Origin of the sequence: Hydrobacter penzbergensis (assembly GCF_900106985.1) — a bacterium.
Taxonomy (GTDB): Bacteria; Bacteroidota; Bacteroidia; order Chitinophagales; family Chitinophagaceae; genus Sediminibacterium; species Sediminibacterium magnilacihabitans.
In genome coordinates this window covers 1-24,723 of sequence record NZ_FNNO01000018.1, presented here as the reverse complement: position 1 = coordinate 24,723, position 24,723 = coordinate 1, and the positions used below count along the sequence as shown (strand labels likewise).

The 24,723-nt window shown below is 46.8% G+C and carries 20 protein-coding genes; 7 read left to right on the top strand and 13 right to left on the bottom strand.

The features are described from left to right. Window positions 1-3: 3 nt before the first annotated feature. From BLU98_RS15390 to BLU98_RS15380, 3 genes are all read right to left on the bottom strand, one after another. Window positions 4-1,608, bottom strand: a complete 1,605-nt coding sequence (locus BLU98_RS15390; protein ID WP_092726433.1) for a tetratricopeptide repeat protein — start codon at window positions 1,606-1,608, stop codon at window positions 4-6. Then, on the bottom strand, window positions 1,595-3,700 hold the full coding sequence (locus tag BLU98_RS15385; RefSeq protein ID WP_257575038.1) for a tetratricopeptide repeat-containing sensor histidine kinase: 2,106 nt from the start codon (window positions 3,698-3,700) through the stop codon (window positions 1,595-1,597). Before BLU98_RS15385 ends, BLU98_RS15390 begins: the two co-directional genes overlap by 14 nt. A gap of 182 nt (window positions 3,701-3,882) precedes the next feature. Then, entirely contained in the window at window positions 3,883-5,310 is a 1,428-nt protein-coding gene (locus BLU98_RS15380) for an L-serine ammonia-lyase (RefSeq protein WP_092726429.1), read from the bottom strand. An 86-nt stretch (window positions 5,311-5,396) separates the two neighbouring features. Here BLU98_RS15380 and BLU98_RS15375 point away from each other — a divergent pair, with 86 nt between their 5' ends. The 3 genes from BLU98_RS15375 (at window position 5,397) to BLU98_RS15365 (ending at window position 8,132) form a co-directional block, all read left to right on the top strand. Continuing rightward, window positions 5,397-6,587, top strand: a complete 1,191-nt coding sequence (locus BLU98_RS15375; protein WP_092726522.1) for a pyridoxal phosphate-dependent aminotransferase — start codon at window positions 5,397-5,399, stop codon at window positions 6,585-6,587. 162 nt (window positions 6,588-6,749) lie between these two features. Then, window positions 6,750-7,700 (top strand): class I SAM-dependent methyltransferase, encoded by a 951-nt coding sequence (locus BLU98_RS15370; protein WP_257575037.1) that lies wholly within the window; start codon window positions 6,750-6,752, stop codon window positions 7,698-7,700. Between the two features lie 6 nt (window positions 7,701-7,706). Beyond that, entirely contained in the window at window positions 7,707-8,132 is a 426-nt protein-coding gene (locus tag BLU98_RS15365) for an SRPBCC family protein (protein ID WP_092726426.1), read from the top strand. A 437-nt stretch (window positions 8,133-8,569) separates the two neighbouring features. Here BLU98_RS15365 and BLU98_RS15355 read toward each other — a convergent pair whose 3' ends face one another. From BLU98_RS15355 to BLU98_RS15325, 7 genes are all read right to left on the bottom strand, one after another. After that, window positions 8,570-9,328, bottom strand: a complete 759-nt coding sequence (locus BLU98_RS15355; protein ID WP_092726419.1) for a hypothetical protein — start codon at window positions 9,326-9,328, stop codon at window positions 8,570-8,572. Window positions 9,329-9,362: 34 nt separating this feature from the next. Continuing rightward, window positions 9,363-9,719, bottom strand: a complete 357-nt coding sequence (gene folB / locus BLU98_RS15350) for a dihydroneopterin aldolase (protein WP_257575036.1) — start codon at window positions 9,717-9,719, stop codon at window positions 9,363-9,365. Window positions 9,720-9,822: 103 nt separating this feature from the next. Continuing rightward, window positions 9,823-10,770 (bottom strand): thioredoxin-disulfide reductase, encoded by a 948-nt coding sequence (gene trxB / locus BLU98_RS15345; RefSeq protein ID WP_092726413.1) that lies wholly within the window; start codon window positions 10,768-10,770, stop codon window positions 9,823-9,825. A gap of 96 nt (window positions 10,771-10,866) precedes the next feature. After that, window positions 10,867-11,724 carry a sigma-70 family RNA polymerase sigma factor gene (locus BLU98_RS15340; protein WP_026770093.1) on the bottom strand — a complete coding sequence of 286 codons (858 nt, stop codon included), beginning with the start codon at window positions 11,722-11,724 and terminating at the stop codon, window positions 10,867-10,869. A 183-nt stretch (window positions 11,725-11,907) separates the two neighbouring features. Further along, the gene (locus BLU98_RS15335) at window positions 11,908-15,105 is read right to left on the bottom strand and encodes an efflux RND transporter permease subunit (RefSeq protein WP_092726409.1); all 3,198 of its coding nucleotides are present in this window, start codon (window positions 15,103-15,105) and stop codon (window positions 11,908-11,910) included. Between the two features lie 21 nt (window positions 15,106-15,126). Further along, window positions 15,127-16,254: an efflux RND transporter periplasmic adaptor subunit gene (locus BLU98_RS15330; RefSeq protein WP_092726408.1), complete on the bottom strand. Its 1,128-nt coding sequence runs from the start codon at window positions 16,252-16,254 to the stop codon at window positions 15,127-15,129. Between the two features lie 20 nt (window positions 16,255-16,274). After that, window positions 16,275-17,615: a TolC family protein gene (locus BLU98_RS15325; RefSeq protein WP_092726405.1), complete on the bottom strand. Its 1,341-nt coding sequence runs from the start codon at window positions 17,613-17,615 to the stop codon at window positions 16,275-16,277. Window positions 17,616-17,834: 219 nt separating this feature from the next. On the opposite strand from BLU98_RS15325, the gene BLU98_RS15320 reads away from it, so the two are divergent. The 3 genes from BLU98_RS15320 to BLU98_RS15310 all read left to right on the top strand — a co-directional run bounded on the left by BLU98_RS15320 (window position 17,835) and on the right by BLU98_RS15310 (window position 21,057). Then, window positions 17,835-18,848 carry a threonine aldolase family protein gene (locus BLU98_RS15320; protein WP_092726403.1) on the top strand — a complete coding sequence of 338 codons (1,014 nt, stop codon included), beginning with the start codon at window positions 17,835-17,837 and terminating at the stop codon, window positions 18,846-18,848. Window positions 18,849-18,911: 63 nt separating this feature from the next. Next, on the top strand, window positions 18,912-20,570 hold the full coding sequence (gene pgi, locus BLU98_RS15315) for a glucose-6-phosphate isomerase (RefSeq protein ID WP_092726402.1): 1,659 nt from the start codon (window positions 18,912-18,914) through the stop codon (window positions 20,568-20,570). A gap of 4 nt (window positions 20,571-20,574) precedes the next feature. Then, window positions 20,575-21,057 (top strand): GNAT family N-acetyltransferase, encoded by a 483-nt coding sequence (locus BLU98_RS15310; protein ID WP_092726400.1) that lies wholly within the window; start codon window positions 20,575-20,577, stop codon window positions 21,055-21,057. 12 nt (window positions 21,058-21,069) lie between these two features. Here the strand turns inward: BLU98_RS15310 and BLU98_RS15305 are convergent, their stop codons facing one another. From BLU98_RS15305 to BLU98_RS15295, 3 genes are all read right to left on the bottom strand, one after another. Beyond that, window positions 21,070-21,555: an asparaginase domain-containing protein gene (locus tag BLU98_RS15305; RefSeq protein ID WP_092726398.1), complete on the bottom strand. Its 486-nt coding sequence runs from the start codon at window positions 21,553-21,555 to the stop codon at window positions 21,070-21,072. A 102-nt stretch (window positions 21,556-21,657) separates the two neighbouring features. Then, window positions 21,658-22,095, bottom strand: coding sequence for a DUF3276 family protein (locus BLU98_RS15300; RefSeq protein ID WP_092726397.1), 438 nt, complete (start codon window positions 22,093-22,095; stop codon window positions 21,658-21,660). Between the two features lie 112 nt (window positions 22,096-22,207). Then, complete coding sequence (locus BLU98_RS15295) at window positions 22,208-24,034, bottom strand: ABC transporter ATP-binding protein (protein ID WP_092726517.1); 1,827 nt, start codon at window positions 24,032-24,034, stop codon at window positions 22,208-22,210. A 178-nt stretch (window positions 24,035-24,212) separates the two neighbouring features. Between BLU98_RS15295 and BLU98_RS15290 the strand changes: the two genes are divergently transcribed. Then, window positions 24,213-24,569 (top strand): VOC family protein, encoded by a 357-nt coding sequence (locus tag BLU98_RS15290; protein ID WP_092726395.1) that lies wholly within the window; start codon window positions 24,213-24,215, stop codon window positions 24,567-24,569. Window positions 24,570-24,723 lie beyond the last annotated feature (154 nt).

The following is a 24,723-nucleotide window of genomic DNA, read 5'->3' as shown; positions in this document are numbered from 1 at the left end:
TTGCTACTGTTTTCCCACATTGCTAATATCCGGACGCAATAGCTCATCCATTAGTTTTAAGGCCTTCCAGCCGGCTTCTTTCATCAGCGTTAATTGTTTCCTGGCATTTTCTGGCGTCAGGTCTTTATGACTGTTCAGGTATGCCGTTATTTCTACCATGCTGCTTACAGGATTGCGCAGGTCATGGGCCATGATCTTCATCATGCGGGTGTTTTCCTGCTGACTTTGTTCCAGTTCCGAGAGACTTTCTTTCATATGATCATTCTGCTCGGTAATAAATATGTTCAGTTTGTTCAGTTCAGCAATTTGCCGTTTGGACCTCCTGTTGTTGATCAGCACTAAGAGAAGAATAATCAGTGCCATTGCAAACACAATAATTGCAATGATCAGGTAAACTGTTTTCAATTCATCATACTTCTTCAGCAGGGTTAATTCGTAACGACGGGATATATTGTTGAATTGATTTTGTATATCAATGACTCGCAGGGGACTGGTTGCTTTTGCCAGGGAATCTTTTAGCCGCAGGTAATTTTTCAACGCCGTAAATGCAGGTAGTGTCTCTTTCAACCCATCATAATAAAACCATTGCCTTTCTCTCCATAACAGTTCATGATGAATATTGGGAAGTTTATCCAGGGACTGTCTTAGTTGCATTAACTGCTCCCTGGCTTCAGGAAAACGGTGTTGTTCCAATAGCAGTAATATCAACCTAAGCATGGTTCGTTGCGCAAAGCTAGGATCGTAGTTTTTTTGACCGGTTACACGAATGGTTTCCCGGAACAGCTGTTCTGCGGCTTTTCCATCCCCTTTTAATCGTAATGCTTCACCTTTGGTGCCATTGATAACGGCTATAGCCGTTTGAATATAAGCGTGCTGCTTTGTATAAACAGGATCATTCCTGTGTTGACGGACTGCCCGGTCAATATAACGCAAGGCGCTGTCGCAATAATAAACAGCGCTGTCCAATTGCCCCAGATTGCTATAACACCATGCGATATTGTTCAATTGTCCCTGTTGCTCGGTAAACCGTAGCCAAAGATATTCAGGGCACCGGGACTTTACGCTGAATGTTTCTTTAAAATATGGAATGGCATCTCTGTACCTGCCCTGGGTGTAGTAGAGCATGGCGATGCGATTACTGTATTCGCCGAAGTTGCAGGTATCTTTTGTTTTCAACATAAACTGCCTTCCCCGGTAATAGTATAAAATGGCGTCGTTGAATTTACCTTCCGATATCAACACGTCGCCCTGGGTCAATACAGCCCTGGCATATATTTTTATGTACGCCGGAAAGCGGGTGCTATCTGGTAGTACGCTCAATACACTGTCTGAATAGGCCCATGCTTTTTTGTGGTTTTTTTGATGAGTAAAATAACAGGAAGCCAGGTAATCGTATTTCCTGGCCATGTCGAACCGGCTGGGATGATGGATTTGCCGGAATGCAGAGTCGATAAAATGAGGTATCCGGTCAACCATTGCTCCTGTATAAGTATCAGCAGTAGCAAGTATCTGCTGCACCCTTGCAGCGTTCTTTTCTCCGTCAGGCCGGTATGGAGAAGAACAAGCCAGGGAAAACAGCCAACCTAGTATGATACTATACTTGCGCATTTTCTTCCGTAACCTTTAAACGTACATAAAAAACGGTACCCACCCCTTCTTCGCTTTCGTACCATATATCTCCCTTATGTGCCTCTACAATCTGTTTGGTAATGGACAACCCGAGGCCAAAGGAAACTTCGCCTGAACTGCCGGTTCGCTTGACCTCGGGTGAAAAACTGAATATTTTATCCCTGAATGATTCCGGAATACCTATCCCCTGGTCTTTTACCGATACAAGAACGGCTGCACCTTCTTTTTGCATGGAGATGGTAATCGTGCTGCCAGACGGACTGAATTTGATGGCATTGGTAATCAGGTTGCTGAAAACACGCCATAGTTTTTCCCTGTTGGCCATTACCGTTACAGGTATAAGGTGTAACTCGAGTTGTAGTTCTTTTTCTTTGCTTTTTGGGCGAAGTATATCCACACAGTATTTCAGCGTTGTATCCAGCTCTACCGGTTCTTTGAGGGTATCGGCCGGAATATTCAGGTGCAGTAACTCGTTGATCAGGTTCAAAGCCCGGCCGCCTGCTGCTTCCATGAGTTGCAACGGCTCTTTACTGTCTTTATTGATGAGCGGATGCTGCTCTTCGAGGTATTCAGTCATGGCCACCATTCCTCCAACAGGATTGCGCAGGTCATGGGCTACGACCCGCATCATACGGGAGTTTTCCTGCTGGCTTTGTTTCAAAGCCGATAAACTTTTCTTCAGGTGATTGTTTTGTTCGGTAACGAAAGCATTCAGTTTGCCCAGTTCCTGAACATACTGCCTGGATTTTCTCACATTTTTTAATATCAACAGGATGATCAGTAATGTCATCACAAATACAACAAATGCAATGGACAGGTAAACCGTTTTTAATCCGCTCTGCTTTTTTAGTAATGCCAGTTCATAATGTTGAGATATATTGGTGAATTCATCCTGTATATTGATGGAATGCAATGGTTCAGATGCTTTATTAAGAGAATCTTTTAATCGTAAGAAGCTCTTCAGTGTTGCATAAGCCAATTCGGGTTGACCTAGCGCTTCATAATACTTCCATTTTACTTTCCGGTAATCGTATTCAGCAGCCGTGCTGGGAGACTGATCCAGGGATTGCCTCAATTGCTGCAATTGTTCTCCGGCTTCTTTGTAACGGTGTTGCCCCAACAGCAAAGATGCGAGACTGCTCATGGTGTTTTGTGCGTCTGCCAGATCATGTCCCTGCTGTGCATTGATGCGGATGGATTCACGGAACACTTGCTCTGTAGTGCTGCTGTCTCCTGTTTCCAGCAAGGTTTGTCCTTTGTTACTGATGATCACACCAATGGCCGTTTCAATGAAAGCCTGACGGGAAGTTCGGTCGGCACTGTTCAGGTATTGTTGTTTGTACTTGTCTATATAATGCAGGGCGCTGTCGTAATAGTACAAGGCGCTGTCGTACTGCTTCATATTTGAATAACAGAGCGCAATATTATCCAGTTGCGCCTGCACTTGCGCGAACCTGGCAAAGAGGTTTTCAGGGCAGTGAAGCGATACGTCGAGCGTTTTTTTGTAATACCGGACGGCCTCTTTATACCTGCCGAGATCATAATAGAGCGTAGACAGTCTTGAGTCATATTCGTAAAAGCTGCAGGTGTCTTTCGTCATTCGCATGAACAACCTTCCACGGTAGAAATATGAAATGGCATCATTGTACCTGCTTTCCGATTTTGCTGCATCGCCTTTGATCAAAAGGGCGCTGGCATAGAGTTTTATGTGTTCCGGTAGCTGCGTGCTGTCGGTGATCGCAAGCAACATACTGTCTGCATAAGCTCCGGATTTCGCAGCATCTCTTTGCTGATCGTAATAATAATTGGCGAGGAAATGGTATTTCTTTGCAATATCGAATGTGCTGATATGGGGAATGCTGCGAAAAGCAGAGTCGATAAAATGATCAATCCATGCAGGACCATTACCACGGAGACTGTCGGCAATGGTCACAATTCTTTGTACTTGTGCAGCGTGTTCTTTTTGATCGGGAGGAGATTGGGTAGAACAAGCGATGACGAACAACCAGGTAAGGGCACCAGCATAATTCCGGTATGCACTATTGAGTCCGTATTTGGTAAAAATTCCCATCAGCCGCATTGGTTAAACATCACTTCGCCGTGTAATCACGAGCGTAATTGCTACTCCAACAATTTAGGTGTTTTTTAATGACTATTTAAATTTTTTGCTATAAAAATTTAATATCCTATGGGGTAGTGCTTTTAAATAGTCATTTAAACAGGGTTTAAGACAGGATTTTCGTTTATATATAATCAACACTCTGGGAGACTGATCGGAATATGGATCGCCAGTCCCCCGTCAGCGGTCTCCTTGTATTTGCTGCTCATATCCAAAGCCGTATCCCACATGGTTTTAACCACTTTGTCCAGGCTTACTTTGGCATAGTCGGGCGAACTCTGTAATGCCAGTTGTGAAGCGGTGATAGCTTTGATGGCACCCATGGTATTTCTTTCAATACAGGGAACCTGCACCAGTCCGCCTATCGGATCGCAGGTCAACCCTAAATGATGTTCCATGGCTATTTCGGCAGCCATCAATGCCTGGCGCTGGGTACCTCCCATCGACTCTGTGAGTGCAGCGGCAGCCATGGCAGAAGAAACGCCGATCTCGGCCTGGCAGCCACCCATCGCCGCAGAAATGGTAGCGCCTTTTTTGAATATACTGCCAATTTCAGAAGCAGTGAGCAGGAAACGAATGATCTTGTCATCATCATGCCCATTGCAAAATGTAACGAAATACTGCAACACGGCGGGTATCACACCGGCAGCGCCATTCGTAGGCGCTGTTACGACTCTTCCGAATGCGGCATTCTCTTCATTAACGGCTAATGCAAAACAACTCACCCAATCCAGTATATAATGAAAGCCTTCCCCTCCTGCACGAATCGCTTTCATCCAGCTTTCATAATCGGTATAAGGATGGCCCTGTATCATTTTTTTATTCAGGTCGAACGCGCGGCGGCGCACCTGTAAACCGCCCGGTAATTCCCCTTTGGCATGACAACCACGATATATGCAGTCTTTCATGGTATGCCAGATGCGCAACACGCCTGCCCTGGTAGCATCCTCAGAGCGCCAGGCATTTTCATTCTCCATGACCACTTCATGGATGGCCATACCCGTTTTCATACACCAGTGCAGCAGGTCATCGGCCGTATTGATGGGGAATGAAAGGTCTACTGCATTTTTATGGCTATTGTCTTCCCCTTCTTTCACAACAAACCCGCCGCCGATAGAATAATAAGTTTCGCTCCATCCTTGCCCATTTTTCAAGGACACAAGAAAGCTAAGCCCGTTGGGATGAAAGGGCAATGTTTCATGATACAGGAATTGCACCTGTTCTGCGGCATTGAATGCAATCACCTGCTCGCCTCCCAGCATCAATTCCTTTTTATCGTGGATAGCATTAATACGTGGAGTGATGCTGTTTACATCGATGGTCACCGGGTCTTCATTGCAAAGTCCCAATAGCACGGCTATATCCGTTCCATGCCCCTTGCCGGTTTTGGCCAGGGAGCCGTATAATAACACGGTAACAGCCGCTACCTGGTCAAGACTGGTGCGTGACCGGAGCGTTTCTACAAAGCGCAAAGCGGCGCGCCAGGGGCCTAAAGTATGGGAACTCGAGGGGCCTACCCCTATTTTGAACATGTCGAAAACCGAAATTGTTTCGTGAGGCATAGTCAAAGTTAGTGCTTAAAATTGGCTGGTTTTTCCGACCTTCACGCAGCAATTAATCTATATTTTATTTTTTAATGTTTGAAGCTATGCAACTCTCTTCTCTCCTGAACAGATTCAGTGAACCGGAAACACTTAAAATGGCCAAACTGGGCCGTGAACTGAGGGCCAAAGGGGTCGACGTAATCGACCTGAGCCTGGGTGAACCAGATTTTGATACCCCGCAGCACATCAAAGACGCTGCTATCAAAGCCATCAATGACAACTGGAGCCATTATACACCTGTTGCCGGCTTTGCCGATTTGAAAGAAGCCGTATGTACCAAATTGAAACGCGATAACAATTTGGATTATACACCGGATCAGATCATCACGTCTACCGGCGCCAAGCAAAGTCTGGCCAACGCCATTCTTGCATTGGTGGATGAAGGTGATGAAGTGATCATTCCTACTCCTTATTGGGTAACTTATTCTGAGCTGGTAAAAATTGCCCGTGGTAAAGTAGTGGAGATCAGGACCAGCGTGGAGAACGATTTCAAACCAACTCCTGCACAGGTAGAAGCCGCCATCACACCCAAGACAAAAGTGTTCATGTTCTCATCGCCCTGTAATCCTTCAGGCGCTGTGTACAGCAAAGCAGAACTCGAAGCGTTGGCTGCTATCTTTAAAAAACATCCGCATATTGTGATCCTTTCAGATGAGATCTATGAATACATCAACTTCGTAGGCAAGCACGAAAGCATTGCGCAGTTTGCCGATCTGAAAGACCGCGTGGTACTCATCAACGGTCTCAGTAAAGGATTTGCCATGACCGGCTGGCGTTTGGGTTATATCGCTGCCAGTGCTGCTATTGTGAAGGCCTGTGAAAAATTACAGGGACAATTCACCAGCGGTACCTGCTCCATTACCCAGAAAGCAGCAGTAGCGGCCCTTGTAGGCGATCTGCGTCCTTCACAGGAAATGACGGAGGAGTTTACCCGCAGAAGAGAAAAAACACTGGCGCTGGTAAGCGGTATTCCCTGTTTCAAATGCTTTGCACCGCAAGGCGCATTCTATGTATTTCCGGATGTAAGCGCTTATTATGGTAAATCAGATGGCACTACTACCATCCAAAATGCAGCCGACCTGAGCATGTATCTCTTGAATACTGCGCATGTATCTTCTGTAATGGGAGATGCTTTTGGTGAACCCAAATGCGTTCGTTTCTCTTTTGCCAACAGCATGCCCAACATTGAAAAAGCATGGGCAAGGATCAAAGACGCGCTGGCTAAGCTGAAATAAATACATGCTTCTCTAGTATTTTATATCGTCATCCCGAGCAACGTCACCCTGAGCGAGCGAAGCGAGTCGAAGGGGCAGCCGAGGGATCTGCCCGAATGTTCAAGCAGGTCCTTCGACTCGCTTCGCTCGCTCAGGATGACGTTTTTATTGCAATTTTGTCCTATGCAGCAGACTGATAAAATGGACATGTTCCGTAACCGGTTGGTAAAAGTGTACAAGCATCGCAGCAAGCAGGCCCGGCGTATGCAGGTAGATTGCTACCGGGTATACGATCACGACCTGCCCGAATTTCCCTTCTGTATAGAATTGTATGAAGACAAGCTTTACCTGGCAGAATATTTGCGCAGGCATGGTATGAGCGATGAAGAACATGAAGCATGGCTCGATGCATGCCTGGCAATGATTAGCGAGATCATGGGTATTCCAACCGATCATATGTATGTGCGGCAACGCAAACGAATGTCGCACCGCGAAGGACAATACGAGCGACTGAATACGGAAGATGCTTTTTTTACCGTGCTGGAAAACGGACTGAAGTTCCAGGTGAACCTCACCGATTACCTCGACACGGGCCTTTTTCTCGATCACCGCATCACAAGGCAAATGGTGAAAGAACAGAGCGAAGGGAAACGCATATTGAACCTGTTTTGTTATACCGGTTCTTTCTCGGTATATGCTGCTGCAGGTGGAGCCGCTGCCGTTACTTCTGTGGACCTCTCCAAAACTTACCTGGGATGGGCCGAAACCAATTTCGCCATCAACCGTTTAAAGTCGCCCAACAAATACCGCTTTGTACACGCCGATGTAAAGCAATATCTCAAAACATTGTCCCCCGAAAGTTTTGACCTGGTGGTAATGGACCCGCCTACTTTCAGCAATAGTAAACGCATGAAAGATATCCTGGACATACAAAGAGATCATGTGGAATTGCTCAACGATGTACTCGCTGCTACAGTACCAGGCGGACAAATTTATTTCAGCACGAATTTCACCCGTTTCCAATTGGATGCCGGCGCTATTCATGCCAGCGATATCAAAGACATTACCAAAGCCACTACCCCGTTCGATTTTGAAGGAAAACTCAAAAGATGGTGTTATAAACTAATCAAATAAATAGCCATGAAAACCGCGCCATTCGTTATTGAAAAAGTGCTCAACGCACCGGTATCCAGGGTTTGGAAAGCCATTACCAACAAGGATGACATGAAACAATGGTATTTTGATCTGGCAGCGTTCAAACCTGAAGTTGGTTTTACATTTGAATTTCAAGGAGGCAAAGACGACAGAAGCTATCGTCATCTTTGCAAGATCACCGAAGTGGTGCCTGAAAAAAAATTAACCTACAGTTGGTCTTATGATGGTTATCCCGGCCAATCTTTCGTAAGCTTTGAATTGAGGGATGATAGTGGTAAAACAAGTGTAAAACTTTCCCATGCTGGGCTGGATACTTTCCCCAAAGAGAACCCCGATTTCAATCCAGCCAATTTTGCAGAAGGATGGACCTATATCATCGGGCAAAGCCTGAAAACATTCGTTGAGAAGTAGTAACTGCTGTTATAGAAGATCCCGCGAAAACTTATTCTTCATAGCTGAAGGGCGCTCCCCTTGTTGAAAGTAAATGATGTTAATCTCCCTTTCTATCTGTGATAACATTGATAGTTTTGGCGAATCCTGTTGAGCGGCGGTGCCAGTAGGTCCATAGCGGAAGTTGCTCATTTTTTCTATCCTGGATGTTATGGAGTTATTCTTTAACATAACTAATTGGTTTTATAGCAATGGGGGTGCAAACATTAAGCCAACGAAAAATATGTTCCTTTTTTTGACAATTTGAGCGTTATGTATTGTCGGTAATGGCAATACATATGCCAAAACGGCATGTCTTAATCTAACAATAATACAATTAACGAGCAAATATTGAATTTGCTTTGTTGAGGAACGAATTAGAATTGTATATTATTACCTAATTTAATAACGCAAACTACTCATTGCATCGACTGTAATAACTCGGCGCCCTCTGCTTTCAACGCGGGGTCGTTGGCAGTGCGAACAGGCAGCCTTACCAGGAGCTTCAATACTTCAATAGCTTGTGCGGGCCGCCTGTTCTCTTTATATGCTTTCGCGAGTACCAGGTAATTGGATACAAAATAGGGCTCGAGTGTTTTGCATTGTTCCAGGTGCGCGATAGCCGAATCCATATCGGCTGGTGGCAAGCCTCCGTGCAGGAATTTGATGGCGGCTTTTTTCAAAGGTGGCAGCGTCAACAATTCGTAATGCCACTTGCCAACCAGGTAATGCGCTTTCCCGTAACGGGGATTCAGCAGCAGCGCTTTATCGGCATATCTTTTTTCATCTTTAAAATAAACCGCTGTTTTCTTTGCTTCTGTTTCTATCTCGGGCATTCGATCGGCAATCATCGCCATAATATAATTCGCGTCTGCATTGTTGCTGTCTGCCTGCCAGGCTCTCTGCGCAAAAGCCGCTGCCGACTCATAATACAAGCGCATACCATTTTTATCTGTTACCCTGCTACCCAACGATAAATTCAACTCTGCTGAATGCACCAATGCACGGATATTAGCAGGTGCTATCAATAAAATCTCCTTGTATTTATCCAATGCCGGCTGGTCTTTCTGCTGCTTCTCAAAATTATCTGCCTCTTTCAGCAATACATTCACATCCTGTGCACGCAATGTTGTTATCCCCAAAAACAAAGAAACGATCAGGTAATAATATTTCATCATTGAGCCATTGAGTATTGAGCAATTAAGCCATTATCTAATTTCTCTTCAGTTCAAACTCCACTCCCACACTCCCATGAAAATCGGGTATCGGCGGTTGCAATTTATCGATCGATATTTTGACTTTTTCCGCCTGCTGAAAAGTTGCGAGTATTTCCTGCGCAATGGTAGTAGCCAGTGTTTCCAATAACAAAGTAGGCGTTTCCATTCTTTTCTTTATCAACTCATACACCGTTACATAGTTGATGGTTTCGTGCAAAGATTTTACAGGAATACGGGCCGGCTGGTGCCAGACGGTAACATCTACTTTGAAATCATTGCCCAACACCGTCTCTTCCTCATATAAACCATGAAAGGAGTGAAAAAGGAGGTTGTTTAAATGTATGGAAAGCATAAATATCATTTGTTACAACCGTCATCCCGAGCGAAGCCGAGGGACCTCATGAAGCTTTCAGCAGGTCCCTCGACTCGCTTCGCTCGCTCGGGATGACGATGGTTTATACTAATCCTTTCGTTGTCAGGTACCGTTCCGCATCCAATGCCGCCATACAACCACTGCCGGCTGCTGTTACCGCCTGACGGTAATTCTTGTCCTGCACATCTCCTGCAGCAAATACGCCTTCTATATTGGTTTTTGTAGTGCCGGGTGTGGTGAGCAGGTAACCGGTCTCATCCATATCCAGCCATCCTTTGAAGATATCGCTGTTGGGATGATGACCGATGGCAACAAAAAATCCGCTGATGGGTATGGTCTGTGTTTCCTGTGTCTGGTTGTTTTTGATGCGAACGGCTTCCACTCTATTCTCTCCCATTATTTCATCGGTATCGGTGTTCCAATATACTTTGATGTTGGGTGCATTCAATACCCTTTCCTGCATCACTTTACTGGCGCGCATTTTATCGCGGCGGATGAACATGTGAACGTTGGTACAGAGTTTCGATAAATACAAAGCTTCTTCCGCAGCAGTATCTCCCGCACCAACGATGGCCACGTCTTTTCCTTTGAAGAAAAATCCATCGCACACGGCACAAGCACTCACACCAAAACCGTTCAGGCGCTCTTCACTGGGCAGCCCCAGCCATTTGGCCGAAGCGCCTGTACAAATGATCACGGCATCTGCTTCGATCCATTTTTCCTCATCAATCTGCACTTTGTAGGGATGTTGGGAGAAATCAACTTTAGTGGCGAGTCCGTAACGGATATCGGCGCCCATGCGGGCAGCCTGTTTTTCAAAATGGACCATCATTTCAGGCCCCTGTATGCCATCGGGATAACCCGGGTAATTTTCTACTTCTGTGGTGATGGTGAGCTGTCCGCCGGGTTGAATACCCTGATACAATACCGGCTTCATATTGGCGCGCGCCGCATAAATGGCGGCGGTATAACCCGCAGGCCCCGAACCTATGATCAGCACATGTACTTTTTCTGTTGCTTCATTTGCCATACTGCTTAGACTATTTAGTTAGATGTGAACAAACATACAAACAAAAACCCCTCCGTTTACGCAGAGGGGTCTTATTGTCAGTTTCTTTATAAAACCTTATCCCAGGTATGCTTTCAATGCATTGCTGTAACGCGCTTTCTGTAAGCGTTTGATGGCCCTCTCCTTGATCTGGCGGATACGTTCTTTTGTCAGGTCGTATTTCATGCCAATCTGTTCAATGGTCACCCCGTTCTCGCCATCCAGACCAAAATACGCATTCACGATTTCGGCTTCACGCGGACTCAATGATTTCAATACGCGGCGAATCTCTTCACGCAGTGAATCTTTCATCACGTCGTCATCGGTATCATCGCTACCTTCCAGCAGGTCGCCCATGGCTACATCTTCTGCCTCGTGTACGGGGGCATCCAATGAAGTGTGACGGGTGTTGCTCTGGAAGATGTTGTTGATCTCGGTTTCGCTCATTTCCAGGATTTCAGCCAACTCTTCGGTAGACGGCTCGCGCTCGTGCTCCTGTTCAAAAGCCATATAGGCTTTGTTGGCTTTGTTGTATGTGCCAATTTTGTTTTGAGGCAGGCGGACCAATCTGCCCTGCTCTGCCAACGCCTGTAAGATGGACTGGCGGATCCACCATACCGCGTATGAGATGAATTTAAAACCCTTGGTTTCATCGAAACGCTGGGCTGCTTTTATCAGACCGAGGTTGCCCTCGTTGATCAGGTCGCTAAGAGAAAGGCCCTGGTGCTGGTACTGCTTAGCCACAGATACCACGAAACGTAAGTTGGCCTGCACCAATTTGTCGAGCGCTCGCTGATCACCCATTTTGATGCGCTGTGCCAGTGTAGTCTCCTCTTCGGGAGTGATCATAGGGATCTTGGAAATCTCCTGCAGATACTTCTCTACGGCCTGCGAATCTCGGTTGGTAATCTGTGTTGCAATTTTGAGCTGCCTCATGATGTGATATTATCTTATTTAATGTAAACGACTAAAAGACCTCAAATGTTTCAAAAGCGCTGTACTAAAATCGTTAAAGTTACCCAATACGATCATAAGAAGCCCGCAAAGTTACATCGTAACAATGGATTTTGCCAGCTTTTGTGGAAAAAACTGCATAAATGGGCAAAATATGACAATTAATCAGCTCAAGCGGGAATCGGCAATAGACCTGTCGATACCCTCTTCCAGCCGCTGCTGCTCCTGTAGACGTTTGAGTTTTCTCCCATACGATATTTTCGTAATGAGTACGAAGAATACCGGTACCACAAATATGGCCAGTGTGGTAGCCGCCAGCATACCCCCGAATACGGTCCAGCCAATGGTTTTTCTCGATTCTGCCGCTGCTCCCGATGCAAATGCCAGGGGCAATACACCCAGGATAAAGGCCAGGGAGGTCATCACAATAGGCCGCAACCTCAGTTCTACCGCCTGTAAAGTGGCGTGAACAATGTCAATACCCCTGTCTACCCGCTCTTTGGCAAATTCCACGATCAGGATGGCATTCTTGGCTGCCAGTCCGATCAGCGTAATCAAACCGATCTGGGCATAGACATTATTGCTGAGTGATGGGATAAAAGTAAGTGTAAGGATAGAACCGAATGCCCCGATCGGCACGGCGAACAATACCGAGAACGGGATAGACCAGCTCTCATACAATGCCGCCAGGAACAGGAACACAAACACAATGGAGATAACGAAGATCATCGCCGCGCTGCTGCCTGCCTTGATCTCTTCCCGGCTCATACCCGAAAATTCATAGCTGTAACCTTCGGGCAGCACCTGGGCCGCTGTTTGTTTCAATGCTTCAATGGCCTGTCCGCTACTGAAACCGGGTTTGGGTGTTCCGTTGATCTCAATAGAACGGTAAATATTGTAGTGTGATATGACGGCCGGGTTTTCAATCAGCTTTGTGTTGACCAACGCGCCCATCGGCACCATTCCACCCTGGCTGTTGCGCACATAATAGCCCTGCAGGTCATCGATGGATCCGCGAAAACTGCTGTCGGCCTGCGTCATCACCCTGAAATTACGTCCGTAGATATTGAAATCGTTTACATAACTGCTGCCCAGCAAGGTTGACAACGTTGCGTACGCATCTGCCACAGATACGCCCAGCTTTTTTGCTTTCTCCCTGTCAACATCAACCTGGTAACCCGGTGTTCGTGTAGAGAAGAACGTGTACGCCATACCGATTTCCGGCCGCTGGTACAGCGCCCCGAGGAATTTTCTGGCTACTCCTTCGAATTGCCGGAGGCTGTCGGTACTGGTGGTTTGTTGCAGTTCAAAAGTAAAACCCGAAGTAGCGCCCAATCCCGGGATGGCGGGCGGCGCAATGGGTAATATGCGTGCCTCTTTTATATTGGCGGTTCGTTTGGTGATCTCTGCAATCACCCCTTTCAATTGTTCTTCCGCTTTCTTCCGGTCTGCCCAGGGTTTCAGGCTCACGAACATGGTACCGGTGTTGGATTTGCTGGAGAAGCTTACAATGTTCAGTCCGGCCAGTCCGCCTACCACTTTTACGGCAGGGATACTTCGCACCATTGCCATTACATCTTTCATCATAGCTACGTTGCGCGTGGTAGAAGTTCCTTCGGGCATTTCATACGTTACATACAAACGGCCTTCGTCTTCCGTGGGTATGAAGCCGGAAGGTTTGGCTTTGAAAAGGAAAAACAACCCTACGAACAAACACACCATCATCACCAATACATATGGCGTTGCGCGGATCCATTTACCTACACCACGCGCATAAGAACGGGTGAGCCTGGTGAACTTGTTATTGAAAGCGGCAAAGAATTTTTCCAGGATGTTTTTCTTTGCTGTTGCATCTTTGGAAGGCTTCAACAGTACGATACACAAGGCCGGGGTGAGTGACAGCGCAACGAATGCAGAGATCACTACTGAAACGGCAATGGTAATGGCAAACTGCTGGTAAAGCCTGCCCACGATACCCGGTACAAATCCTACCGGTATAAACACAGCTGCCAGTATCAACGCGATGGCCACCACCGGACCCGAAATGTCTTTCATGGCTTTTTGTGTGGCTTCCCTGGGCGTCATCTTTTCATGGTCGATATAATGCTGTACCGCTTCCACTACCACAATGGCATCATCCACCACAATGCCGATGGCCAACACAAAGGCAAAGAGTGTAAGCGTGTTGATGGTAAATCCGAAGGGCGCGAAGAAAATAAAGGCGCCGATCAATGATACCGGTATTGCCAATACGGGGATCAGCGTAGCGCGCCAGTTCTGTAAGAACAGGAATACCACCAACACCACCAGCAGCAAAGCTTCCAGCAAGGTATGGATCACTTCGTCGATCGATACCTGTACTACCGATGCTGTTTCGAGCGGCACCAGGTAATCGATGTCTTTGGGGAAATGTTTTTTGAGGTTATCCAATGCTTTCATCACACCGGCATACGTATCGAGCGCATTGGCGCCGGGTGCCTGGTAAATAAGCACGAATGCACAAGGCTTTCCATTTACCAGGGCATTGATGGAATAGTCGAATTTACCCAACTCAACGCGGGCAATATCTTTCAAATAGACGATACTGCCATCGGAAGGCTTGGTACGTACGATGATGTTTTCAAACTGCTCTTTGGTATTGATGCGGCTGCTGGTAAGCACATTGTATTCGAAGACCTGCCGTCCCGGTTGTGGATTGCCACCCACGGTGCCCGCCGCGATCTGTATGTTTTGTTCTGCGAGCGCAGCATTCACATCAGCCGGTGTAAGACCCAGCATGGCCAGCTTGCGCGGGTTGAGCCATACACGCATACTGAAATCATCGGCTCGGGCCAGGATATCTCCTACTCCCTTCACACGCAACAGCGCATCTTTCAAATAAATATTGGCATAGTTACCCAGGAAGATCGCATCGTGCGTACCATTGGGTGAATACAGCGCCAGCGCCATCATGATGCTGGGGTTACGCTTACGGGTAGTGAGTCCCAGTCGTTTCACCGCATCGGGTAAAGTAGGTTGCGCAACACTCACGCGGTTCTGTACATCCAACGTGGCGATATCGATATTGGTACCTACTTCAAAATTTACCGTAATGCTGCTCTGTCCGCTGCTGGTACTGTTACTGCTCATATAGGTCATGCCCGGCGTACCGTTCACCTGCGATTCAATGGCCGTGGTGGTCGTCTGTTCCACTGTCTGTGCATCGGCGCCGGTGAAATTACCACTGATGGAAACCGTTGGCGGCGTAATATCAGGATACTGCGCAACAGGCAGGTTGGTCATGGAGATCAATCCCACCAGCACAATCACAATGGAGATGACGATGGCTGTAACAGGACGTTTTATAAAAGTATCTGCGATCATATTGAATTAAAAATTAACGCTCTATTTTTGACTCTTGCCTTTGACAGCAGTAGTAATCACCGCTCCTTCACGCAAATTCTGTACTCCCTGCACGGCTATTTTTTCACCTGCATTCAAACCGCTCTGCACAATCACGTTGTTTCCTATCTGCGTACCCAACTGCACTTTGCGCTGGTTTACTTTGCTGCTATCGCCCACTACGTAAACAAAGAACTCACCCAATTGCTCTGTAATTGCTTTATAAGGGATCATTACAGCGTGACTAGATGCCTGGTTGAGTACGCGTACCGTAGCGCTCATCCCTGCCTTCAGCATGCCTTTGTCGTTCGGAAAGCTAAGCCTTGTTCTGATAGTAGATGTTTGCGGATCAACAGCGCGATCGATCATGCTGATGGTACCGTTAGCAGGATACACAGCTGTTCCGAATGCAAGGGTGAAAGTAGAATCCTTGCCGCCTTTTTGTTGCAACTGCGTGAAGCGGTACAGCTCCTGTTGGTTCACTGCAAAATCAACGGCCATGGGGTTATCGGTAGAAACAGTGTTGAGAATGGTTTGACCTGCCACCACTGCGGCTCCCTGCTTTACCTGTGAAATACCAATGGTGCCGCTGAATGGTGCATAGATGGTAGTGAAGCCCAGGTTGCTCTTCATGCTGTTCACCGCTGCTTTGGCGGCCGATACCTGTTTGTGTGCAGCTTCCAATGCAGCATCGGCATAATCAACCTGTTGCTTGGCAATGGCATCGTGCTTATCCAACTCGTGGTAACGGTCGGCGTCTTTTTGGGCTTTCAATAAATTGGTTTCCTGCACCTGCAGGTTGGCTTGCGCCTGCTGGTAATTGGCATCGTATACCTGTGCGTCGATGGTGTACAGTTTTTGTCCCTTGCTCACTTTATCTCCATCTTTAAAGAACAGTCCGGTAACATAACCGCTTACCTGCGCCCTGATGTCTACCTGGTTGAACGCTACCACCGTGCCTGGATATTCATCGTGATACACCGCATCGGTGCTTTTTACCGTATCGAGGGTAACCGGTACGGCTTGCAGGCCAGCCTGCTGCGGCCCCTGTTGTTGAGAACTTCCGCAGGAAGCCATAAACAACGCCGTTATGATGATGCCGGTATGATTTTTCAAAGTATGCAACAACATATAAAGAGATGATTTAAAAATTAGTAAACGATTTGGCCCAGGGCTACCTGCACATCTATTTTGCTGGCCAGCACCTGGTATAAGGCATTGTAATAATTGATCTCGGATGTGCGCAGATCGGTTTCTGCTGTAATAACTTCCAGGTAAGTTTTCACACCCGATTTGTACTGCAACTCAATAATGCCATACACTTCCCTCGCCAGCGCCAGGTTTTCTTTCAGCGCCTGGTAATTGGCCAGGTTGGTTTTATAGCCGGCCATTGCCTGCGCATACTGTGCGTTGACAGCATTTTTCAGGTTGATGATGTCCCAGTTGGTTTTCTTCAACTGCCACCCTGCCTGGTCGATATTCGCTTTGCGTTTACCTCCCTGGAAAATGGGAAGGGTTATCGTTAGTGCAGCAAAAGAGCTGGGATAATTCATGTTGTACAGCTTGGCAAAATCATTGTCCTGGAAATTCATGTTATACGCTCCGTTGAGGGCTACCGTGGGGAGGTACGACCATTTCTCGTATTGCAGGTTGGCTGAGAGTAGCCTTTTCTGCGTTTGCAGGAACTGGTATTCAGCGCGGCGTGTATAATCGGGCAACTGCAATGTATCCAGCATCGCATCTTTCTCCAGTTGAAGGGTATCGTATGCGATGTGCAGGTCTACGCTATCCGGACAACCCATCAGCGTTTTCAGGTAGGCCGACTTAGCCTTCAATACCACCAGGTTTGCAACACGGGTAGCTTTGCTGTTGTTGAGAGAAATGGTAGCGCGCTTATAATCGGTTTTGTCTGTCAGTCCGGCTTTGTACTGGTTGGTTGCTATCCGTATGCTGCTTTCCAGCCGCGCAATATTTTCATCCGACACTTTGATCTGTTGCATGGTAGCCAGCACATCGTAAAAGGCTTTCGACACATTGGATATCACACCGATCTTGTCGATACCTGTATGCTGGCGCGCCTGCGTACGAACATCTCCTTTGCTACGGAAAGCCAGCAATGCATCGCGGTTGAAAAGGTTCTGCGATACAGTGAATTGTGCAGCAGAAGTATTGTTCACGCCCAGCCTGATGGGGTTCCCGCCAATGACACTTGTTGGCACCTGGAAATTGTGTTGCAGGCTGTAGTTCAAATTCAACTGCGGGTACCAGGCAGATAGTTTGTTGCGGATGGTGGTTTCAACAATCTCTTCATCGATGAGCGACTGTTGAAAAGAAGGCTGGTGCTTCAAAGCATACTGCACCACATTGTCCAGGCTGGCGTTCTGTAATAAAGTGGCATCCTGTTGCAACTGTTGCGCTTTTCCGGGTAAATACAAACAAGTAAGGGTACAAAGGAGGTACAAGGGTTTAGTGATATGGATCTTTCGAATCATGATATCCGTTTTACGCTTTCAACGTGCAAACAATCTGAAACTAGAAAAAAGGTATCCAAGATACCGGAAGACTCCAATCATCAGATTGAAGATATTAATTTATGAGCGATTTTTTTAATCCGCAAATCTAAGGGCGCCACGATCATAGTCGCAACATTATTTTATAAACGGTAAGCTGCAGGAGCATCTTGTTCTGATCGCAACACCTATCTTAGCGGCATGATCGATTTCAGAAGTGATACCGTTACACGGCCTACCCCTGGCATGCTGGCGGCAATGCAGGCAGCTCCAACGGGGGATGATGTTTTTGGAGAAGACCCAACGGTAAACCGCTTGGAACAATTATGCGCCGGTTTGTTTGGCATGGAGGCGGCCGTTTTTTGTCCCAGTGGCACCATGACCAACCAGATTGCCATCAAATGTCATACACAACCAGGCGATGAAGTGATCTGCGAACAGTTGTCGCATGTTTATCAATACGAAGGAGGCGGTATTGCTTTTAACTCGGGCTGCTCGGTGCGTTTGCTGCATGGCGACCGTGGCCGTATTACGGCAACGCAAGTGAAACAGTCCATCAATGCAGATGATGTACATAAGCCGGTCTCCACATTGGTTTCTTTAGAAAATACAGCCAACCGCGGCGGCGGAAGCTGTTATCAATTTACTGATATACAGGAAATAAAACAGGTTTGTTTGGATAATAACCTCAGGCTGCATCTCGATGGCGCCCGCCTGTTCAATGCACTGGTAGCGAAGCATGAAACCTGCGGGCAATACGGAACTGTATTCGATAGTATTTCTATTTGTTTGAGCAAAGGATTGGGCGCTCCGGTAGGAAGTGTGTTGATCGGATCCGGCGCTTATATCAAGAAAGCACGCAGGATACGGAAAGTATTCGGCGGTGGCATGCGGCAAGCAGGCTATCTGGCAGCAGCAGGAATTTATGCATTGGAAAATAATGTAGCACGCCTGGCAGATGACCACGCGCATGCGCAGCGAATTGCAGCAGCATTGCAAAAGAAAGATTTTGTGGATGAGATTTTACCAGTTGAAACCAATATCATTATTTTTGAAGTGAAAGGCCGTTTTACCGCACCTGGTTTGTCGGCAATCCTTAAACAATCCAATATCTACGCAATTGCCATATCCTCTACACAGATCAGGTTTGTGTTGCATTTAGATATTAGTTCCTCCATGGTGGACGAAACCATCCGGGTGATTGATACTTTGTAGTACAGCTGTTTATTGATGAAGTGGACTTTATTTATCATTGAAATTTAGAAAAGAACCAAGAGCATGTTACCGAGAATCAACCCAACGAATACCCAGGCATGGTTTTTATTGAAGAAGCACCACGAAGAAGAAATGAGCCGCCGTCACATGAAAGACCTTTTTGCGGCAGATCCCGAGCGTTTCCAGCGTTTTTCCCTTGTATTTGAAGAAACACTGTTCGATTATTCCAAGAATATTATCAACCAGAAGACCTTGCAGTTGTTGCTGCAACTGGCGGAGGACTGTAAGCTGAAAGATGCGATCCACGATATGTTCGCCGGACTGAAGATCAATGAAACGGAACACCGTTCGGTATTACATACCGCCCTGCGTAATTTTTCTGATACACCTATATTGGTAGATGGCAAAGACATCATGCCGCATGTGCAACGGGTACTCAACCACATGAAAACTTTCTGCGAGGAAGTGCACAGCGGCAAATGGAAAGGATATACCGGCAAAAAGATCCGTTATATTGTGAATATCGGCATCGGCGGCAGCGACCTGGGGCCGGTGATGGTAACAGAAGCGCTTCGCCCCTATTGGAAAAAAGACATTGAAACTTATTTTGTGAGCAATGTCGATGGAACGCATATCGCTGAAACACTGAAAAAAGTAACGCCCGAAGAAACACTTTTCCTGGTGGCTTCCAAAACCTTCACCACGCAGGAAACCATGACCAATGCGCACACGGCGCGTGACTGGTTCCTCAAGGAGGCAAAAGACCAGGCGCATGTGGCCAAACATTTCGTGGCGCTCAGCACCAATGAAAAAGATGTAACGGCATTTGGTATCGACAAAGCCAATATGTTTGAATTCTGGGACTGGGTAGGCGGCCGGTATTCTCTGTGGAGCGCTATTGGGTTGTCTATTGCGCTCACCATTGGATACGAACATTTTGAAGCGCTCCTGAAAGGTGCGGCAGCAGTAGATGAACATTTCCGCAAAGAGAAATTTGATAAGAATATACCTGTGTTGATGGCGCTTATCGGTATCTGGTACACCAATTTCTTTGGTGCACAAAGTGAAGCCATCCTCCCCTACGATCAATACTTACATCGTTTTGCGGCTTACCTGCAACAGGGCAATATGGAAAGCAACGGTAAAAGCATTGACCGCAGCGGGCACCCGGTGAATTATGCAACCGGACCGGTGATCTGGGGTGAGCCGGGCACCAACGGACAACATGCTTTTTATCAACTGATCCACCAGGGTACCTTGATGATCCCCTGCGATTTCATTGCACCGGCCATCAGCCACAATCCTATTGGCGATCATCACACCAAACTGTTGTCTAATTTCTTTGCGCAAACAGAAGCGCTTATGAATGGCAAAACGGAGAGCCAGGTAAGAGCAGAGTTGGAGAAAGCCGATAAAAGCAAAGAAGAGATCAAGCGGCTGCTGCCTTTTAAAGTATTTGAAGGCAATAAGCCTACCAATTCATTCCTGTTAAAAGAAATCACACCACATTCATTGGGAAGCCTGATTGCGTTTTATGAGCATAAGATATTTGTGCAGGGCGTGATCTGGAATATTTTCAGCTTCGATCAATGGGGCGTGGAACTGGGTAAACAGTTGGCTAATCAATTACTCCCCGAATTAGCCGATGATACAGCAGTAACTACGCACGACTCATCCACGAACGGATTGGTCAACGCCTATAAGCAGTTCAGGAAAAACTGAATCAATGGTTAACATCAGGCCAATAGCACAAACAGATAATGCAGCCCTTGCCTCCATCATTCGCAAGGCCTTGGAAGAGTTTGGCGCCAATAAGCCCGGAACCGTTTATTACGACGAAACCACCGATCATTTATTTGAAACTTTCGATGCTGAGCCCGCCAGCAGCTATTTTGTAGCGGAAAAAGACGGAGCGCTATTGGGTGGGGCGGGCATTTATCCTACCAATGCATTGCCGGCAGATACTTGCGAACTGGTGAAGATGTACTTGGCGCCTGCTGCACGCGGACTGGGCCTCGGCAGGCAATTGATCACATTGTGTTTGGAAACCGCTAAAGCAAAGGGATTTTCAAGGGTTTACCTTGAAAGTATGCCTGAATTAAAAAAAGCAGTTGGCATTTATGAGCTGTTTGGCTTTCAATACCTTACAGCTCCTATGGGAAACAGCGGGCACTGCGGCTGCGGCATTTGGATGCTGAAAAATCTGTAACCGGTTGGGGGGCTATTTTATTTCTTCAAATACGCCAGTCTGTTTGTTCTTCCGCACATTATCCCAATTGAACCAACGGCCGTTCATGGCTACATAAACGCCGGGCGGCAGGGTTTGTACAAAGGCTAATGCCCCGCCCAGGTTGAACAGGCCGTCGGAACTACCAAATTTGATGGGTATCATGGCCCCTGTGAGTACAATCGTTTTGTTCTTGACTTTTTCTGCCAGCACACGGGCTGTTACCGACATGGTATCGGTGCCATGGGTGATGACGATCTTGTCTTCTTCGCATTGAATGCACTGGTGTACGATCAGATCCCTGTCTTCATCTGTCATTTCCAGGCTGTCGATCATCATCAGGGTGCGGATCTGAACATCCAGCCGGCACCTTCCCTTCTCCAGCAGTTCCTGCATGTGGGTATTCTTAAAATAAAGTTCTCCCTTCAGTTCATTGTATTCCTTATCGAAGGTTCCACCGGTAATAAAGATGCGGATCATAGCTGGCAATTTGAATTCGGATGTAAAGATTCAAAATCATTCGCACATAAAAAAAGCCGCTGGTGAAAGCGGCTTTTGGATAAGCAATTAGTTTATGGCTGGTTACCATTTGTCTACTTCTTCCGAAGCGGTGTTGGATGCGGCTACCGCATCAACAGTAGGAGTAGCTGCTGCAACGGGAGCGGCTACCGGCTGTTCAGCTACTACAGCCGCTTCTTCCGCAACTTCTACTTCGCCCTCGGCATCGTTGTATTCATGGTTAAAAGCGTCAAAATCAAAATCAGGCATCAGTTCTGTCTTTACATAATCTACGGCTTCGTTCAGTGCCTTGATGAACTTGTTGAAATCTTCTTTGTACAGGAAGATCTTGTGCCTGTCGTACCCGTTGTTATCAAAGCGTTTCCGGCTTTCTGTAATGGTCAGGAAATAATCATTACCGCGTGTTGCCCTTACATCAAAAAAATACGTCCTCCTTTTGCCTGCCCTGATACGTGTGCTGTACACACTTTCCATTTTTTTTTCGTTGTTCTCGTACGACACAGTTGTAGATTTTGTTTGGTTAATTTTTGAGTGACACAAATATATGATTGTTATTGAATTACCAAAATTTTCATAAAACCTGCCGGAAACCCCGCAAAAAGCCGCTTTTGCCTTATACTTCGGCCTTTTCTTCGGTCAGTTGGAGCCGGTATAACTCGGCATAATAGCCATTGGCGGCCATCAGTTCCTCGTGTGAACCCATTTCCAACAGCTCGCCATTGTCCAGCACGACGATCTTATGAAAAGGGAAAGAGGAGAATATGCGATGGGTGATGATGATAGCGGTTTTATCGTGCAGGTATCGGTAGAGGTTACCAATAATAACGTGTTCTGTTTTGGCATCCACGGCGCTCAGGCAATCGTCGAACACTACGATCTCGGGGTTTTTGATCAGCGCACGGGCAATGGATATCCGCTGTTTCTGGCCACCACTCAATGTTACACCACGCTCCCCGATCATGGTTTCATAGCCTTTGGCAAAGCCCTGTATCTCTTTGTGTACGCTGGCAAAAGCAGCGGCTTCCGTTACCCGTTCTTCCGATGCAGGTGATGCCAAACCAAAGCTGATATTGTCGCGCACCGTATCGCTGAACAGGAACACATCCTGTTGCACATAACTCACCTGGTCGCGGAAAGATTTGAGGTCCATCGTACGGATATCGTTGCCACCAATGGTGATCTTCCCTTCCTGCGGATCGTAAAAACGCAACAACAACTGCGCAAGGGTGGTTTTACCACTGCCGGTTCTGCCCAATACCAGCACCTTCTCTCCTTTCGTAATCCGCAGGCTGAATTGTTTGACGGCGTTGATACCGGTATGCGGATAAATAAAATTTACTGCATCGAATACAATATCGCCGGAAACCTTTACCTGCTGGGCTTCGGGAAGATTGGCAATGGTAGGCTCGGTGAGCAGGAATTCATTGATCCTTCTTTGGGAAGCCGAAGCCCGCTGGATCATGCTGGCCGTCCACCCGATGGCGCTTACCGGGAAAGTGAGCATGTTGATATAGATGACGAATTCAACGATCAGCCCGATCTTGCTGCTGTCGTGCAGGGCCTGTACGCCTCCTATCAGGATGGTGACCAGGGTGCTGAGTCCAATCATCAGTGCCATACTGGGGAAATAAATGGCTTCGACCCTGGCCAGGCTCACGGCATTCTTTTTATATGCTTCGCTGTTTCTGGTGAAGAAACCGAGCATGGCTTTTTCCTGCACAAAAGATTTGATCACGCGTATACCGGAATACGATTCCTGGGCATTGGTGGTGAGATCTGACAAAAGCGCCTGTATCCTTTCGCTTTTTTTGTTGATGATGCTGTTTACAAAATAGATGGTGATGGCCAGCAGTGGCAATGGCGCCAGTACATAGAGTGTTAACGACACGTCTTTACGCAGCATATTCATCACGCAAAATCCAATGAGGGTTACCAGGTTGATCAGGTACATGATGGCGGGGCCGGTGTACATCCGCACACGGCTCACGTCTTCCGTCATCCGGTTCATGAGGTCGCCGGTGCTGTGGGTCTTGTAGAAATTTGTATCGAGCCGCTGGTAATGTTTAAAAATCTCATTCTTCTGGTCGTATTCAATATGCCGGCTCATGACAATGATGGTCTGGCGCATGAAGAACATGAAAATACCGCGCAGTATAGCCAGCAATAAAATAGTGAGGCTGCAAACGGCGATGAGCCAGCCAAAACTGAACTGTGCCGATTGCACCCAGGTGATGAACCGGTGCACCAGCACATCATGTACCGGTTTGGAAGCAACCGGCCTCGCGCCGGGCAATCGCTGCTGTACCAGGTTCACCACAAAACCGGTTATCTGTGGCGCCAACACGGCAAAATAGTTGGAGAATACAACAAACAGGGTACCTACTATAAAGCGTACACGATATTTCCAGAAATATTTACGTAAAGAAGATAAAGGTGTCATGCCACCCAAAGGTAGCGCAGTCAACGGGATTTACCGACCAGGTATTTGATAAGCGGGAATATACAACCAACCAATGAAACCTTATCTGCACCGACCCAATGTTGCATTAATCTGTTTATATTAGTAGTATTGCTTTATGCTTGCATTGCCCGGCATTTTCATTCACTAAAAATATTTTATGAAATTTGACAAAGCAATCCCCATCCTCTATTCAACGGATGTACGAAAAAGCATACAATATTTTACAGAGCAGTTAAAATTCGAGAATAAATGGGAATGGGAAGCTCCTCCGACGTTTGGTGGTGTTTACAGAGATGATGTCGAGATATTCTTTTGTAAAGAAGACCAAGGCAATCCTGCAACGTGGCTCAGCCTCGTTGTCGACAACGTAGACAAGTATTATGCGTTAATCAAGGATGGTGGGGCTAAGATTCTTGCTGAACCCGACAGTAAAGAATGGAATATGAGAGAAATGTTGGTAGAATGTCCAGATGGGCATATTATCAGGTTTGGACACAATATCTCTTGCGACTAATCAAGCATATGTAGAATGGAATAAAAAAAGGAAACAGTCAAAATTGATCGTTTCCTTAAGCGGACTGGACGGGGTCACAATCGAACCCCTAATACCTTTCCTAACCTTCTTAGATAGCCTTAAAATAGCTTAGCATGCCCTATTAAGCAAAATA

Bases quoted from the DNA above. Each gene is read 5' to 3' on its own strand.
- BLU98_RS15305 (WP_092726398.1), bottom strand. From the start codon at position 21,555: ATGATCCGCATCTTTATTACCGGTGGAACCTTCGATAAGGAATACAAT.
- BLU98_RS15340 (WP_026770093.1), bottom strand. From the start codon at position 11,724: ATGAGGCAGCTCAAAATTGCAACACAGATTACCAACCGAGATTCGCAG.
- BLU98_RS15385 (WP_257575038.1), bottom strand. From the start codon at position 3,700: ATGGGAATTTTTACCAAATACGGACTCAATAGTGCATACCGGAATTAT.
- BLU98_RS15380 (WP_092726429.1), bottom strand. From the start codon at position 5,310: ATGCCTCACGAAACAATTTCGGTTTTCGACATGTTCAAAATAGGGGTA.
- BLU98_RS15310 (WP_092726400.1), top strand. From the start codon at position 20,575: ATGGTTAACATCAGGCCAATAGCACAAACAGATAATGCAGCCCTTGCC.
- BLU98_RS15320 (WP_092726403.1), top strand. From the start codon at position 17,835: ATGATCGATTTCAGAAGTGATACCGTTACACGGCCTACCCCTGGCATG.
- BLU98_RS15335 (WP_092726409.1), bottom strand. From the start codon at position 15,105: ATGATCGCAGATACTTTTATAAAACGTCCTGTTACAGCCATCGTCATC.
- BLU98_RS15325 (WP_092726405.1), bottom strand. From the start codon at position 17,615: ATGATTCGAAAGATCCATATCACTAAACCCTTGTACCTCCTTTGTACC.
- BLU98_RS15290 (WP_092726395.1), top strand. From the start codon at position 24,213: ATGAAATTTGACAAAGCAATCCCCATCCTCTATTCAACGGATGTACGA.
- BLU98_RS15370 (WP_257575037.1), top strand. From the start codon at position 6,750: ATGCAGCAGACTGATAAAATGGACATGTTCCGTAACCGGTTGGTAAAA.
- BLU98_RS15375 (WP_092726522.1), top strand. From the start codon at position 5,397: ATGCAACTCTCTTCTCTCCTGAACAGATTCAGTGAACCGGAAACACTT.
- BLU98_RS15365 (WP_092726426.1), top strand. From the start codon at position 7,707: ATGAAAACCGCGCCATTCGTTATTGAAAAAGTGCTCAACGCACCGGTA.
- BLU98_RS15390 (WP_092726433.1), bottom strand. From the start codon at position 1,608: ATGCGCAAGTATAGTATCATACTAGGTTGGCTGTTTTCCCTGGCTTGT.
- BLU98_RS15355 (WP_092726419.1), bottom strand. From the start codon at position 9,328: ATGATGAAATATTATTACCTGATCGTTTCTTTGTTTTTGGGGATAACA.
- pgi (WP_092726402.1), top strand. From the start codon at position 18,912: ATGTTACCGAGAATCAACCCAACGAATACCCAGGCATGGTTTTTATTG.
- BLU98_RS15295 (WP_092726517.1), bottom strand. From the start codon at position 24,034: ATGACACCTTTATCTTCTTTACGTAAATATTTCTGGAAATATCGTGTA.
- folB (WP_257575036.1), bottom strand. From the start codon at position 9,719: ATGCTTTCCATACATTTAAACAACCTCCTTTTTCACTCCTTTCATGGT.
- BLU98_RS15330 (WP_092726408.1), bottom strand. From the start codon at position 16,254: ATGTTGTTGCATACTTTGAAAAATCATACCGGCATCATCATAACGGCG.
- trxB (WP_092726413.1), bottom strand. From the start codon at position 10,770: ATGGCAAATGAAGCAACAGAAAAAGTACATGTGCTGATCATAGGTTCG.